13 protein-coding genes and 2 pseudogenes are annotated in these 13,929 nt (G+C 64.5%); 7 read left to right on the forward strand and 8 right to left on the reverse strand.

Annotation, left to right across the window (positions count from 1 at the left end; genetic code table 11):
• The first annotated feature begins 41 nt into the window (after positions 1-41).
• Entirely contained in the window at positions 42-953 is a 912-nt protein-coding gene (locus tag EOC83_RS18820; protein WP_013530654.1) for a transcriptional regulator GcvA, read from the forward strand.
• A gap of 52 nt (positions 954-1,005) precedes the next feature.
• Here the strand turns inward: EOC83_RS18820 and EOC83_RS18825 are convergent, their stop codons facing one another.
• Positions 1,006-1,218, reverse strand: a complete 213-nt coding sequence (locus EOC83_RS18825) for a 4-oxalocrotonate tautomerase family protein (protein ID WP_013530653.1) — start codon at positions 1,216-1,218, stop codon at positions 1,006-1,008.
• Positions 1,219-1,287: 69 nt separating this feature from the next.
• Entirely contained in the window at positions 1,288-2,025 is a 738-nt protein-coding gene (locus EOC83_RS18830) for an SDR family oxidoreductase (RefSeq protein WP_024501705.1), read from the reverse strand.
• A 103-nt stretch (positions 2,026-2,128) separates the two neighbouring features.
• On the opposite strand from EOC83_RS18830, the gene EOC83_RS18835 reads away from it, so the two are divergent.
• Positions 2,129-3,022 carry a LysR family transcriptional regulator gene (locus EOC83_RS18835; protein WP_063168616.1) on the forward strand — a complete coding sequence of 298 codons (894 nt, stop codon included), beginning with the start codon at positions 2,129-2,131 and terminating at the stop codon, positions 3,020-3,022.
• A 23-nt stretch (positions 3,023-3,045) separates the two neighbouring features.
• Here the strand turns inward: EOC83_RS18835 and EOC83_RS18840 are convergent, their stop codons facing one another.
• Positions 3,046-4,272: a flavin-dependent oxidoreductase gene (locus tag EOC83_RS18840; RefSeq protein ID WP_063168617.1), complete on the reverse strand. Its 1,227-nt coding sequence runs from the start codon at positions 4,270-4,272 to the stop codon at positions 3,046-3,048.
• A 63-nt stretch (positions 4,273-4,335) separates the two neighbouring features.
• Positions 4,336-4,452 (reverse strand): annotated as a pseudogene (locus tag EOC83_RS33255) (transcriptional regulator); the annotation flags it as partial.
• 72 nt (positions 4,453-4,524) lie between these two features.
• On the opposite strand from EOC83_RS33255, the gene EOC83_RS18845 reads away from it, so the two are divergent.
• From EOC83_RS18845 to EOC83_RS18865, 5 genes are all read left to right on the forward strand, one after another.
• A complete protein-coding gene (locus EOC83_RS18845; RefSeq protein ID WP_063168618.1) occupies positions 4,525-5,502 on the forward strand; it encodes a GlxA family transcriptional regulator in 978 nt (325 codons plus the stop codon).
• Positions 5,503-5,732: 230 nt separating this feature from the next.
• Positions 5,733-6,593 carry a xanthine dehydrogenase family protein subunit M gene (locus EOC83_RS18850; protein ID WP_063168619.1) on the forward strand — a complete coding sequence of 287 codons (861 nt, stop codon included), beginning with the start codon at positions 5,733-5,735 and terminating at the stop codon, positions 6,591-6,593.
• Positions 6,593-7,069: a (2Fe-2S)-binding protein gene (locus EOC83_RS18855; protein WP_013530647.1), complete on the forward strand. Its 477-nt coding sequence runs from the start codon at positions 6,593-6,595 to the stop codon at positions 7,067-7,069. Before EOC83_RS18850 ends, EOC83_RS18855 begins: the two co-directional genes overlap by 1 nt.
• A gap of 1 nt (position 7,070) precedes the next feature.
• Complete coding sequence (locus tag EOC83_RS18860; protein WP_063168620.1) at positions 7,071-9,341, forward strand: xanthine dehydrogenase family protein molybdopterin-binding subunit; 2,271 nt, start codon at positions 7,071-7,073, stop codon at positions 9,339-9,341.
• Positions 9,329-9,574 (forward strand): MoaD/ThiS family protein, encoded by a 246-nt coding sequence (locus tag EOC83_RS18865; RefSeq protein ID WP_024501711.1) that lies wholly within the window; start codon positions 9,329-9,331, stop codon positions 9,572-9,574. Before EOC83_RS18860 ends, EOC83_RS18865 begins: the two co-directional genes overlap by 13 nt.
• A gap of 306 nt (positions 9,575-9,880) precedes the next feature.
• Here EOC83_RS18865 and EOC83_RS18870 read toward each other — a convergent pair whose 3' ends face one another.
• The 4 genes and pseudogenes from EOC83_RS18870 to EOC83_RS18885 form a co-directional block, all read right to left on the reverse strand.
• Complete coding sequence (locus EOC83_RS18870) at positions 9,881-11,938, reverse strand: TRAP transporter permease (protein ID WP_063168621.1); 2,058 nt, start codon at positions 11,936-11,938, stop codon at positions 9,881-9,883.
• Between the two features lie 86 nt (positions 11,939-12,024).
• A complete protein-coding gene (locus EOC83_RS18875) occupies positions 12,025-13,014 on the reverse strand; it encodes a TAXI family TRAP transporter solute-binding subunit (protein ID WP_024501713.1) in 990 nt (329 codons plus the stop codon).
• 251 nt (positions 13,015-13,265) lie between these two features.
• Positions 13,266-13,450 (reverse strand): annotated as a pseudogene (locus tag EOC83_RS18880) (ABC transporter permease); the annotation flags it as partial.
• Positions 13,451-13,484: 34 nt separating this feature from the next.
• Complete coding sequence (locus EOC83_RS18885; protein ID WP_024501714.1) at positions 13,485-13,841, reverse strand: hypothetical protein; 357 nt, start codon at positions 13,839-13,841, stop codon at positions 13,485-13,487.
• Positions 13,842-13,929: the final 88 nt, after the last annotated feature.

Below are 13,929 nucleotides of genomic sequence, written 5' to 3' on the forward strand. Positions count from 1 at the left end.
CTCTTTGTGCAGGATTTGTGAGCAACACTCACAGGTGGACCATGCCGCGCAGACTACCGCCCCTCACTGCCTTGCCCGCCTTCGAGGCTGCCGCCAGGCATCTGAGTTTCTCCAAGGCGGCGGGTGAGCTCAACGTCACCCATGGCGCGGTCAGCCGCGCCATCCGCAACATCGAGGACAGGCTCGGCATCCAGCTTTTCGATCGGGGAACGAGGTCCGTGCGCCTGACGTCGGTCGGCGCGGCCTACGCATCGGAAGTCAGGACGGCGCTGGACCAGATCGCCGCCGCCACCATCGCCGCCACGCCCGACCGCACGGCAGGCATCCTGAATGTCAGCACATCGGACGGTTTTGCCGGCCGCTGGCTGGTGCCGAGGCTGCATCGCTTCCACCGCGCAAACGCCGACATCGACGTGCGGCTGTCGACCTCGGGCGTGCTTTCCGATTTCGTCAGCGACGGCATCGACATCGCCATCCGCTACGGCAAGGGCGGCTATACCGGGGTGACGGCGGAGTTTCTCGCTGATGAAGAGGTCTTCCCGGTCTGCAGCCCGGAACTGCTGCAAGGCGAACATCCGCTGCGCCAGCCCGGGGATCTCCGGCATCACAAGCTGATCCACGACGCCTTTCGCATCGACTGGGCAACATGGCTGCAACAGGCCGGCGTGGACGGCATCGATCCCAAGCGCGGCGTGCGCTTCGATTCCGCCACCTTCGCCGTCGAAGCCGCGGTGCATGGCGAAGGCGTGTTGCTCGGCCGAAGCGCGCTGGTCTCGGCCGACCTCGCTGCGGGGCGGCTGGTTCGTCCCTTCGATCTCGCGCTGAAATCCGCCTCGCGCTACTACGTCGTCTACCGTGACGGCGCGCTGCGCCAGAAAAAGATCAAGGCGTTCCGCGACTGGCTGTTTGCCGAAGTGGCCGCCGACTGGGTCGGTGCGACGAAGGATGGCTGATGCGGCAAGGGTTCAATTTGTGAAAGGCACCTCTTCGAGGTCTAGCCCTGCACTACTCCTTCGCGCGAAAAACTTCCGGCACGACGAACACTTCGTCGGCCCGGCCATAGCCTCCGTCGGCGACCTCCTCGACCAGCACCATCGTGTAGGGGCGCACGCCCTCACCGAAAAAGTCCACGAACATCGCGGTCGTTCGATGGATGAGGTCTTCCTTCTGCGCTTTGGAGAGGGCCGCTTGCGGTAGCTTGATGTTGGCGAATGGCATGATGTTTCCTTAGCTTTTCGAGTGTGGAAGTCAGGCAGTCAGGAGAGCCAAGCCGGCCTGGTTGCCGCCTCAGACCACGCCGCCATTGGCGCGGATGATTTGCCCGTTGACCCAGAAGCTGTCCGGACCGGCCAGGAACGAGACCAGCCCGGCAATGTCGTCGGGCTGGCCGAGCCGGCCGAGCGGGATCATCTTGCCGATGGCCTCGATCTGCGCCTCGCTCTTGCCGTCCGTGAACAGCGCGGTCTCGATCGGTCCGGGCGCCACCGCGTTGACGGTGACACGGCGCGCGCCAAGCTCCTTGGCCAGGATGTGGGTCATCGCCTCGACACCCGCCTTTGTGGCGGCGTAAACGCCGTAGCCCGACTGATAGAGACCGACGACGCTGCTGGAAAAATTGATCATGCGGCCGCCGTCGCGAAGCCGGCGCGCACCTTCCCGCATGCCGCGAAACACGCCGCCGAGATTGATCGCGATCTGGGTGTCGAACGAAGCATCGTCGGTCTGCGCGATCGGCGAAATCTTCATGATGCCGGCATTGTTGACGAGGATGTCGATGCCGCCGAACGCCTTCTCGCCGGCGTCGAACAGCACGGCGATGCCGTTCGGATTGGCGATATCGGCCTGCACGGCGATCGCCCTGCCGCCGCCGGTCTCGATCGCGCGGACCAGTTCTTCGGCCTCCGCACGGCCCCGTGCATAGTTGACGACAACGGCGACGCCGTCACGGGCGAGCCGCTGTGCGATGGCGGCGCCGATGCCTTTGGAGGCGCCGGTCACGATCGCGGTTCTGGTTTGATTTGTCATCGAAGTCTCTCCGCGTTGTTGGTGACACGGATATAGGCCAAGCCGAATTCCGGATAATCATCCACCCATTGACATCACTATTCGGAAACTGCGAACAAAGAGCATGGATCGGCTGGACACGATGCGGCTCTTTGTTCGCGTTCTGGAGCGGCGCAGCTTCACCGCTGCGGCGGCCGATCTCGGCCTGCCGCGCTCAACCGCGACGGAAGCCATCCGGCGGCTGGAGGAGCATCTCGGCGCGCGGCTGCTGGAACGAACGACGCGGCAGGTGAACGCCACCCAGGATGGTGAAGCCTACTATCGGCGCTGCCTGTCGATCCTGGCCGAGATCGAGGATGCCGAGGCCGCCTTCCGCAACGCCGAGCCTTTCGGCCTGCTGCGCATCGACGCCAGCACGCTGCTCACCCGCACATTCCTGTTGCCGCGCCTGCCGGAGTTTCTCGACCGCTATCCCCGCATCGACCTGCAGATCGGCCAGAGCGACCGGCTGGTCGATCTCGTGCGTGAAGGCGTGGACTGCGTGATCCGCGTCGGCGAGCCGCCCGACAGCGGCATGATCATGCGGCGGCTCGCGATGATCCGCGAGATCACCTGCGCCAGCCCCGCCTATCTCGAGCGCCACGGCACGCCCGCCTCCCCCGATGCGCTCGACGGTCACCAGGCGGTGGGCTTTGTCTCGTCGCGCACCGGAGAGACCCTTCCGTTCGAATTCACTGTCGCCGGCAATATCCGTGAGGTGCGGCTGCCCGGCCGCGTCGCCGCCAACAATTCCGATACCGCCGCCGACCTGGCGCGGCTTGGCCTCGGCCTCATCCAGGCGCCGCGCTATCGCTTCGACAAAGACCTGGCCGAAGGGACGCTGGTCGAAGTGCTGGCCGATTATCCGCCATCGCCGACGCCGCTGTCGGCGCTCTACCCGCAGAACAGACAGCTCTCGCCGCGCCTTCGCGTCTTCCTCGACTGGGCCTCACGCATCTTCGCCGAGGCAAACCTGTAGGCTGCAAAACGCGCCACTCGCGATCAACTCGGTTTTGCAAACCCGGCCAGGGACGCATAGCCGCGTACCACGCTCTTGCGTTCTTCGCGCGAAGCGACGGCGTCGATGTCATCAAACCCATGCGGCGCCCGGGCCTCGACCATGTCTATGACCGCTTCCGGCCCGCCTTGCCGATTGGCCAGCACGATGGCCGATGTGGCCGGCCGCCGCTCCCCGTCATACCGTGTTAGCGCGGCTTCGACGGTCGGTCCTGCGGCCAGATGCATCGCAAGGCAACCAGCGTCGAGTATTGCCTGGCTGGCTCCGTTCGACCCCACCGGGTACATGGGATGCGCCGCATCGCCGAGCAGCGTCACCCGCCCGAACGACCATCGTGGCAGCGGGTCGCGGTCGCAGTTCGGATATTCGTAGAAGCCATCCGTTGCCTGGATGATCGAGGCGGGGTCGACAAAATCAAGCTGAAACCGGTCACGCACGAAGGGCAGCACATCGTCGATCACGCCCGGGCGGCTCCAGTCGCCGGGACGCAGCGGTGATGTGCCGCTATCGCCGGTATTGGCCATCACCGCCCAGTTCGTCAGCCTGGTCTCTTCGCGATCCGGCTCGATCGGATAATAGACGAACTTGGCGAAATTGCCGCCGGCAACCGCCATGGTGCGCCCGTCGCGCCAGACCGGCCACGGCGTGGCGCCGCGCCACAGCATCGTGCCGTTCCAGATCGGCGGCCCTTCTTCGGGATAGAGCACGGCCCTGACGGCGGAATGAATCCCGTCGGCGCCTATGAGCAGGTCGCCATGGGCCTCGCCGCGCGAGCCGTCATGCCGGCGGAAATGCGCCACGACCTCGCCCTCGTTCTGCTCGAAGGCATCGACACGGCTTGCCGTGCTGATGACGTCGCCGCCAAGCCTGTTCACCACGGCCCGGTGAATCAGCCCCAGCAGCCTGCCGCGATGAATGCTGATTTGCGGAACCTCATAGCCGGCATCGATGCCCCGCAATTCCTGCCATACGATCTGGCCGAAGCGGTTGGTGTAGACAAGCTCGCGTGTCCTCACCCCCTCCGCGTCGAGCGCCGGCATCAGCCCAAGCCCGGCCAGCGCCTTGACAGCGTGAGGCAGCATGTTGATGCCGACGCCAAGTTCGCGGATGTCGTCGGCCCGCTCGAAAAGTTCGACCTCGATGCCTGCCTCATGCAGGAACAGAGCAGTGGTGAGGCCGCCGATACCGGCCCCGGCGATCAATGCTTTCATCAGTCACTCCCTTGCCGTGAAAAGTCCCCCCGAGCCGGCCAGATGCCCGTCGACTTCGCGACGTCACGGCGATGCGCGTGGCCGGGGATATTCGAGTTGCATGGCGACGAGGTCTGCCGTGCGGGCACCATGGCGGGCAGCGATGGCGCGCAGCGTTTCGTCCAGGACTTTTGCCGGTCTCCAGATGGCTTGACGACGAGGCTACCGGCGTTAGGTTTCGTCCGAAATGACATAAATCGGGCGAATACTGCCATGCGCAGGCACGTTGCCGTCGTCGTTCACCCCGGTTTCCAGCTTCTGGATGCGGCCGGGCCGACAACCGTCTTCGAGATTGCGGAGCGCTGCCGCCCGGACAGCTATGAGTTGGTTTTGCTGTCGCCCGGCGGCGGCGACGTTGAAAGCTCCTCTGGCCTGAAGCTTCTCACCAGACCTCTGCGCGACGGCCCTTTCGACACCGTCATCGTATCGGGCGGCGAAATCATCCGTTCCATCGAGGCGATGGACGAGATCGTCGCCTGGTTGAGGCGCGTGCCGGCGCGGCGCACCACCAGCGTCTGCACCGGCGCGTACCTGCTGGCACGGGCGGGATTGCTCGACGGCCGCCGCGCCACCACGCACTGGGCCAGCAGTCACGACTTCCACCGCCGCTACCCGAAGGTCAGGCTGGATGCCGAGCGTATTTTCATCAGGGATGGCGACATCTGGACGTCGGCCGGCATCTCGGCCGGAATAGACCTGGCGCTTGCCCTCGTCGAAGATGACCTTGGCGCTGAAGTGGCGCGCCGCACCGCACAGCAGATAGTCATGCACCAGCGCCGGCCGGGCGGCCAGTCGCAATTCTCGGCCTTCGTCGAACTGGGCGGGCGAACCGGCCGCTTCGCCGCGCTGATCGAGTGGGTGCGGGCAAACCTGGCCGAACCGCTGACCGTCGAATGCCTGGCCGATCACGCGGCCATGAGTCCCCGCAACTTCGCCCGCGCCTTCACGTCCGAGACCGGCGTCACGCCGGCAAAGGCGGTAGAGCGCATGCGCCTCGATACGGCCCGCACGGCGATCGAGACCAGCCATCTCCCGCTTGAGCGCATCGCCGAAGCCGCCGGTTTTGGCGATCCCGGACGCATGCGGCGTGCCTTCCTGCGTACCCTTGGCCAGCCGCCGCAGGCGTTTCGGACGGCCGCCGAACACAGGGGGCTTCAGTGGGGCAGCCAAGCAGCGGCTCTGCCGGCTTAAACGCCGTTCCGGTCCAAAAGCGGACAAAACCGAATGAGCGCACTTGATCCAGACCGAAGTTTCACGAAAATCATTCCAAAGCCGGTTGCTGCCATTCAGTGCGCCACTTTCGGCCTGTTGGACTGGATATTGCGGCGCCTGGCCCAATCGCCGCAGACGACGAACCGGATAGCCATTATGAGGAGACTGTTTATAACGGTCGCTGAAATCGCGATGACCAAGGGGAGACGATGCGCTACATACGTCCGCTTTCAATAGAAGATGCCGTTGGCCAGTTGGCCGGGTCGGCTGGTACGGCCGCCATCCTCGCCGGAGGCAGCGACCTCCTGGTCAGGATGAAGGGCGGCTTTGCCGAACCAGAGTTGATCGTCGACATCAAGGCGATCGATGGCTTGAGCGAGATCCGGGAAACGGCTGAAGGCTTCAGCATCGGCGCCGCGGTCCCTTGCGCCGTCCTGGGAGAGAACACCGCCCTCAAGAAGGCATGGCCTGGTGTCGTCGAGGCGGCCAAGCTGATCGGCTCCAAGCAGGTGCAGGGCCGCTGCACCATCGTGGGCAATCTCTGCAACGCATCGCCGGCCGCCGACAGCGTGCCGGCGCTGGTTGCCGCCGGCGCCAGGGCAGTGGTCGTCGGGCCGGCGGGCCGGCGCACGATCCCCGTGCAGAGCGTGCCGACCGCGCCGGGCAAGACGTCGCTGGCCAAAGGCGAGATCATCGAGGCGATCCTGCTCGACAAGCGCGAGCCGCGGTCTGGCGATGCCTATCTGCGTTTCATTCCACGCACCGAGATGGACATCGCGGTGGTCAGCGCCGGGGTGAACCTGACGCTCGACGAGCACGGTGTCGTCAAATCGGCCCGCGTGGCGCTGGGCGCCGTGGCGGCGACGGTGCTTCTGGTCGAAGAGGCCGCGGAGGTGCTCGTCGGCTCCAGGCTGGAAGAGGCGACGCTGGAGCGGCTCGCCAAGGTCTGCGCGGGGGCCTGTCGTCCCATCGACGACAAGCGCGGCACTATCGAATTCAGACGAAAAGTTGCGGGTGTGCTGGCCCAGCGGGCCGCCACATCAGCCTATGCACGTGCAGGAGGCAAATGATGGCTGGAATTGCAGTTTCAACGACAATCAACGGCGATGCTGTCGAGTATCTGTGCCAGCCCGACGAGACGCTGCTCGACGTCCTGCGCGATCGGCTGGGGCTGACGGGCGCCAAGGAAGGCTGCGGCACCGGCGACTGCGGCGCCTGCTCGATCATCCTCGATGACCGGTTGGTGTGCTCATGCCTGGTGCTCGGCGCCGAGGCTGAAGGCCGTCGCGTCGAGACCATCGAGGGCATGGCGCATGGCGATACGCTGCACCCGCTGCAGCAGAAATTCCTCGAGCACGCCGCATTGCAATGCGGCATCTGCACTCCGGGCTTCCTGATCGCGGCCAAGGACCTCCTGGCCAAGAACCCCGACCCGACCGAGGAGGAAATCCGCTTCGGCCTTGCCGGGAACCTCTGCCGCTGCACCGGTTACGACAAGATCGTGCGCGCCGTCCAGGATGCGGCCATCGTGATGAAGGGAGCCTGAGATGAATTTCGATCCACGTTTTTCCGGACGTAAATTCGCCTCCGTCGGCACACGTCCGATCCGTCCCGACGGCATCGACAAGGTGACGGGCCGCGCGCGCTACGGCGCCGACTTCAACATGGCCGGCCAGCTGGTCGGGCGCGTTCTGAGAAGCCCGCACGCCCACGCCAGGATCGTCAAGATCGACACGTCGAAAGCGGAAAAGCTCGCCGGCGTCAAGGCGGTGATCACCGCGGCCGACCTGCCCGACCTCACCGATGGCGATGCCGCCATGTACGACGTCCTCGACAATTGCATGGCGCGCACGAAGGCGCTCTATGACGGCCACGCGGTGGCCGCGGTCGCCGCGATCGACGCCCGCACCGCCAGGCAGGCGCTGAAGCTCATCGAGATCGAGTACGAGCTTTTGTCGCACGTCACCGATGTCGACGAGGCGGCGAAGCACACGGCGCCCTTGATCAATGATGCCATCTTCACCGAGGGCCTTGAGGAAAAGCCGGTAAAACCCTCCAACGTCACCAAGCGCAGCCAGTTTGGCCATGGCGATGTCCATCAGGGTTTCGGGCACGCCGACTTCATCGTCGAGCGCTCCTTCAAGACCGAGCAGACGCACCAGGGCTATATCGAGCCGCATGCCTGCGTGGCGAATTTCAGCTCCGACGGCACCGCCGACCTCTGGGTGTGCACGCAGGGCCATTTCGTCTACCGCCAGCACTGCGCCCAGCTGCTTGGCATGGAAGCCTCGAAACTGCGCGTCACCTCCTCGGAGATCGGCGGCGGTTTTGGCGGCAAGACCCATGTCTGGGCCGAGCCGGTGGCGCTGGCGCTGTCGCGCAAGGCAGGACGGCCGGTGAAGCTGGTGATGACCCGCGACGAGGTGTTCCGCGCCTCGGGCCCGACCAGCGCCACCTCGATCGACGTCAAGATCGGCGCCCGCAAGGACGGCACCATCACCGCCGCCGAAGCGACGCTGCGCTACAGCTGCGGCCCGTATGCCGGCTCCTGGGCCGAGATCGGCGCCATGACCGCGTTCGCCTGCTACAAGCTCGATAACGTCAAGACGGTCGGCTACGAAGTGCTGGTCAACCGGCCGAAGACCGCGGCCTATCGCGCGCCTTCCGCACCCATGGCAGCCTTCGCGGTGGAAAGCGCCGTCGACGAGCTGGCCAAGAAGATCGGCATGGACCCGGTCGACTTCCGGATCAAAAACGCCGCGCAGGAAGGCACACGGTCCTCCTACGGTCCGGTCTACGGCCCGATCGGCATCGGCCCGACGCTCGAGGCGGTGAAGAGCCATCCGCACATGAAGGCGCCGCTGGGCAAGAACCAGGGCCGCGGCATGGCTTGCGGCTTCTGGTTCAACTTCGGCGGCCAGACCTGCACCGACCTCAACATCGGCATGGACGGCTCGGTCTCGCTTGCCGTCGGCACGGTCGACGTCGGTGGTTCGCGCGCGTCGCTGTCGCTGGTGGCGGCGGAGGAACTCGGCATCGACTATTCCCAGGTCAAGGCGATCGTCGCCGACACGTCCAGCCTCGGCTACAACGACATGACGGACGGCAGCCGCGGCACCTTCTCGTCTTCCATGGCAACGATCTCGGCCGCCCGCAATGCGATCAAGATCCTGCGCGAGCGCGCCGCGCAGATGTGGGACATTGCCGTCGACGACGTGGTCTGGGAGAAGGGCCACGCGATCGCCAAGGGCGAGAAGCACGGCAATCTCGGCAAGCTGTCGCTGAAGGAGATCGCGGTCGAGTCGGGCAAGACCGGCGGGCCGATCGCCGGCCACAGCGAGCTCGTCGCCGATGGCGCCGGCGTCTCCTTCGCCACCCATATCTGCGATATCGAGGTCGATCCCGATACCGGCGCCGCCAGGGTCATCCGCTACACGGTCGTGCAGGATGCCGGCAAGGCGGTGCACCCGACCTATGTCGAGGGCCAATACCAGGGTGGTGCCGCGCAAGGCATCGGCTGGGCGCTCAACGAGGAGTATATCTACGGCAAGGACGGGCGGCTGCAGAACGCCGGCTTCCTCGATTACCGCATCCCGGTCTGCTCGGACCTGCCGATGATCGACACCCAGATCCTCGAAATCCCCAACCCCAACCACCCTTACGGGGTGCGCGGCGTCGGCGAGACGTCGATCGTGCCGCCGCTGGCGGCGATCGCCAATGCGGTGTCGAATGCCGCGGGCGTGCGCATGACGCACATCCCGATGTCGCCGCCGCGCATCCTTGCCGCGATCGAGGCGGAACGGGAATGGTCGAAGTAACGCTCTGGGGCTCGCTCGCCGCGACCGCCGGAGGCAACAGCAAGGTCGAGATCGAGGCCAAGGACATAAGGGAGCTGTTCAGGAAGCTGGCTGAACAGTATCCCGGCCTCGAGCCCTTGATCGACAAGGGCATCGCCGTTGCGATCGACGGGACGATCTATCGCGATACGTGGTCGAAGAAGCTGCCGGAGGGGGCGGAGATTTTTCTGCTGCCGCGATTGGCGGGGGGATAGGCGGACACATGGCAGGGTAAAAGGTGCACTGTCACCGTAATTCCCGTAATTCTAAGAAGGCCAAAAACCGCTGTTGGATTCGACCGGGAGGAGGGTCTGATTTGCGCCCCATGCCGGTCATCGCCACGGCTCATCGCCTCTTCTCACGAGCGGACATCTTCGCGACTAGGCTGAAGCTCGCTCGGCGCCGAGAACCCGCAGCGGAATGTCATGGACTCGATGGTCGGCCCTCTCATCTTTCCGTCCGCCCACCGCATATGCGCGACGTCGAAAACCCCGGGAAGGATTGCGTTGGAGCGGCGCTGATCAGACTGGTTGCGCCTCTTCAGTGTGGCGTGCGTTCCAATGGCGCAGCAGGACCGGGACCAAAAGCGCCACGCCGAGTAGCGAGGAATAGAGTTCGGGTGCCACCAGAAGCAGGGCGGCGAACACGAGCAGCACGTTTTCCCATGGGCGTGTGCGCACCAGAAGATAGCGCGATAGCGCGGCGCCCAGGCAGGTGATGCCCAGCACGCAGCCGAAAAAGGCGAGGAAGAAGTTCGGCCAGGTGAAATCCTTCGTCACCAGCAGCAGGGACGGTGAGAAGACGAACACGAAAGGAACCAGTGCCTTACCCATCCCCAGCCGGAAGGCGGTGTTGCCGGTCTTGAACGGGTCCGCCCCCGCCATGCCAGCGGCGGCGTACGCCGCCAGCGCCACCGGTGGCGTGATGTCCGCCAGCACTCCGTAATAGAACACGAAGAAGTGAGCGACGATCGGCTCGGTGCCGAGCATGACAAGCGCCGGCGCCGCGATCGTCACCATAATGATGTAGTTCGCGGTCGTCGGGATGCCGCAGCCCATCAGGATGCAGACGACGCCAGTCATGATCAAGGTGAACAATAGGGTCAGGCCCTGGGCCGAGAAGATCGCCTCGGGGATGAAGGTGCCGAAGAGAAGGGAAAGGTGTCCGGCCGTCGATGTGACGATGTAGGACAGCTTGAAGCCCACTCCGGTCAGGGTGACGACGCCCACGACGATGCCGACGGTTGCGGCAGCGGCTCCGACTGCGAGCGCATATTTGGCGCCGTCGCGCAGACACGTCACGATGTCGGCGACCGACATGCGCCGGCGCGGATTGAGCAAGCCGACGAGAATACACAAGGTGATGCCCCAGAAGGCGGCCATGTAGGGCGTGTAGCCCGAGAGCAGCACGCCGATAAGAACGACGAGCGGGATGATCGTCGGCCAGTCCCGCTTCAGCGCCTCGACGACATCGGGCATCTCGTCCGGCCTGAGCCCCCTGAGGCCGGTTCGCTTGGCCTCGAAATGCACCTGCATGAACACGCCAAAGAAGTGCATGAAGGCGGGCACGATGGCGGCAAGGATGATGGTCGTGTAGGGCAGTTCGAGAAATTCGATCATCAGGAAGGCCGCTGCGCCCATGATCGGCGGCGTCACCTGACCGCCGGTCGAGGACGCCGCTTCCACCGCTGCGGCGAAATGTTTCTTGTAGCCGAGCTTGATCATCGCCGGGATGGTCAGCGAGCCGACGGTAACGGTGTTGGCGACCGACGAGCCGGAAATCATGCCGAACAGCGCCGAGCCGAAGATCGACACCTTGGCGGGACCCCCGGCGTAGCGGCCGGCGACCCACGCCGCACAGTCGAGGAAGAGCTGGCCGAGGCCAATGCGGGTGGCGAAGACGCCGAACAACACGAAGTGGAAGACGTAGGTGGCGACGACGCCGAGCGCGATGCCGTAGATGCCCTGCGTCGTCAGATAAAGGTGATCGATGAGCTGGGAGACGGACGCGCCGGGGTGCACCAGAATGCTCGGCATGTACCGCCCCAACAGCGCGTAGGCCATGAAGACGACGGCGATGATGGGCAGCGGGATGCCGACGGAGCGGCGCGTCGCCTCCAGCAGAAGCAGGATGAGGATAAGGCCGAACACCACGTCGAGCGCCGTGGGATTGCCGACGCGGAAGGCAAGGTCGTCGAGCGGGATCATAGGCACGTGCATGACGACGACGACCGCAGCGATCGCCAGCAGCCAGTCGAAAAGGGGTATGCCGAGCGGCCGCAGGAGGCTGGACCGCGCGGGCTGGTCGTAGCTTTTCTTCACCAGCGGGAAGACGAGGAAGATCAGCGCCAGCACCATCGACAGGTGGATGCCCCGGTGCAGCATTTCCTGCAGCAGGCCGAAACCGGCGGTGTAGTAGTGAAACAGTGACAGCGCCACCAGGAGGAAGCCGACCAGCCAGCCCGCGACACGGGTCAGTGGCCGGAAGCGGATTTCGGAGTCGAATTTCTCCTCCAGTTCGCGAGCGCTCTCCTCATCGAACTCCATTGCGGAAAGCTTGATCTTGTCGTCATCGCTCATGGCCGGTTCCGTGTCCTGAATTTCCAGACAAAAGAGGCGGAAAGCATCCCTTCCGCCTCGTTGTTGTCAGCCGGTCCAAATGCCTCTTATTTCAGGGTGCCGACTTCCTTGTAGAATTTCTCTGCGCCGGGATGAAACGGAATGCCAGCGCTGGTAACCGCGTTCTGGAGCGTGATCAGCTTGCCCTTGGCGTGGCCTGCCTGCAGGGCCTTTTGGGTTTCGTCGCTGTAAAGCGACTTGACGATCTTGTAGACGAGGTCGTCGGTCTGCTTGGCGCTGGTCACCCATTGAGCGGCGACGGAAATGGTCTTGGTTTCGCCGACATTTTTGTAGGTGCCTTCCGGCACGGTATCGGTGGAGAAGAACTTCTGCTCGGACAGCAGCTTGTCGGCCTCGGGGCCGGTGATCGGCACCAGCGTGATGTTGTTGGTGGTGGCAAGCTCAACGATTGCGCCGGTCGGATAACCACCGACGAAGAAATAAGCGTCCATGGCGCCATCCTGCAGCCGCTCTCCGGCCGGGCCAGGCTTGAGATATTCGGGCTGCACGTCCTTTTCAGCCAGACCGTAAGCGCCAAGCACAAGTCGCGCATCGACGATGGTGCCGGAGCCCGGCTCGTCAAGAGAGACGCGTTTGCCCTTGAGATCCGCCACCGACTTAATGCCGGCGTCGGCACGCGCGACCAAATGGATCGTCTCGGGATAAAGCGTCGCGATGAGGCGCAGGTCGTCAACCTTGGGCTTGCCCTCATAGAGGCCGGTGCCCGAATGCGCCCAGTAGGCGACGTCGGATTGCGTGAAGCCCGATTCGGACGCGCCCGACTGGATGGCGCTGATGTTGGCCACCGAACCGTTGGAGGACGTGGCGGTGGCGACCAAGCCTTCGACGCCGGCCGCCCCGGTTGCCGAGATGGCGTTGGCGATCAGGCCGCCCACCGGATAGTAGGTACCGGACGTTCCGCCCGTGCCGATGCGGAAAAACGCCTGCTGCGCGCGTGCCGGCGAAAATCCGGCCGCAGCCAAAGCCAGAGCGCCCGCGCCTATGGAAAAGGTGCGGCGGTTGATCGAAATAGTCATGCTACCTCCCAGTCTAAAAACCGGCAGGATGTTGCAGCGGCCAAGGTGTTGTCAACCTGTACACGCTTTTTGAGAGCGGATCGGTCCTCGCGGGCTGGCCGTGGCGCATCCTCAATAGGTGCAAATTTTGAAGAAGCACCAAAATTCGATCTGAGCCTTTATCATTGGTTGAACGGCAGTAGTTCGCATCCTTGCGCCAAAGCTGCCTGTCTGAATTCGGCCCAAAAGCAGCCATTCACCTCAACCCGCCCCTATCTCTCCTCCACAATCCTCAAATAAACCGCCGTCACGAACAGCACGATCAGCCCGACAAGATCCGCCTTGCCCCTTCCGGCATCTGCAGGATCGTCAGCACGGTCAGGATCAGGGCGCCGAGGATGGTGCCGGTGTAGACACCGCGGCCGCCGAAGATCGAGGTGCCGCCAATGACGGCGGCCACCCCGGCGCCTTCTGCCGGAAGGCGCGGCAGGCTATGGATACTTGGTCGGCGGTACGGCAGGGTTCAAATCGCCCTGCAGTTCCTTCGGCAGCGGCAGGCTTGAGCATTGCAGGTGCACTTCGCGGGCGAACAGCTTTCGTTGCTTCTGCTCATGCTCCTTGATGGCTGCGACGAGCCCCATCGAGTATGGACCAAGCAGGACGCCGAAACCCCATCCCGGATGCTCTTTCTCGCGAGCCTCGTAATCCGAAGCCGCCCTGCGGGCCTGCTGGCATGCCGGGGAGGCCCATTTCTGGTCCTGCTGCGAAAGCGACGCCTCATAGTCGACCGGGGAGGTCGCGCACCCAGCCACTGCCGCAGTCAATGCGAGGCAGATTGCGTTTCTCATCCGAAGCCTCTCCTAAGCCTTGTGAAGGGCCTGCATAGACCTGTTCATCCCACAAGGCGATAGCTGCGGTCAGGCGCCCTCCCCACCC

This window comes from Mesorhizobium sp. Primo-A, from assembly GCF_003997175.1.
In the GTDB taxonomy this organism is placed as follows: Bacteria; Pseudomonadota; Alphaproteobacteria; order Rhizobiales; family Rhizobiaceae; genus Mesorhizobium; species Mesorhizobium ciceri.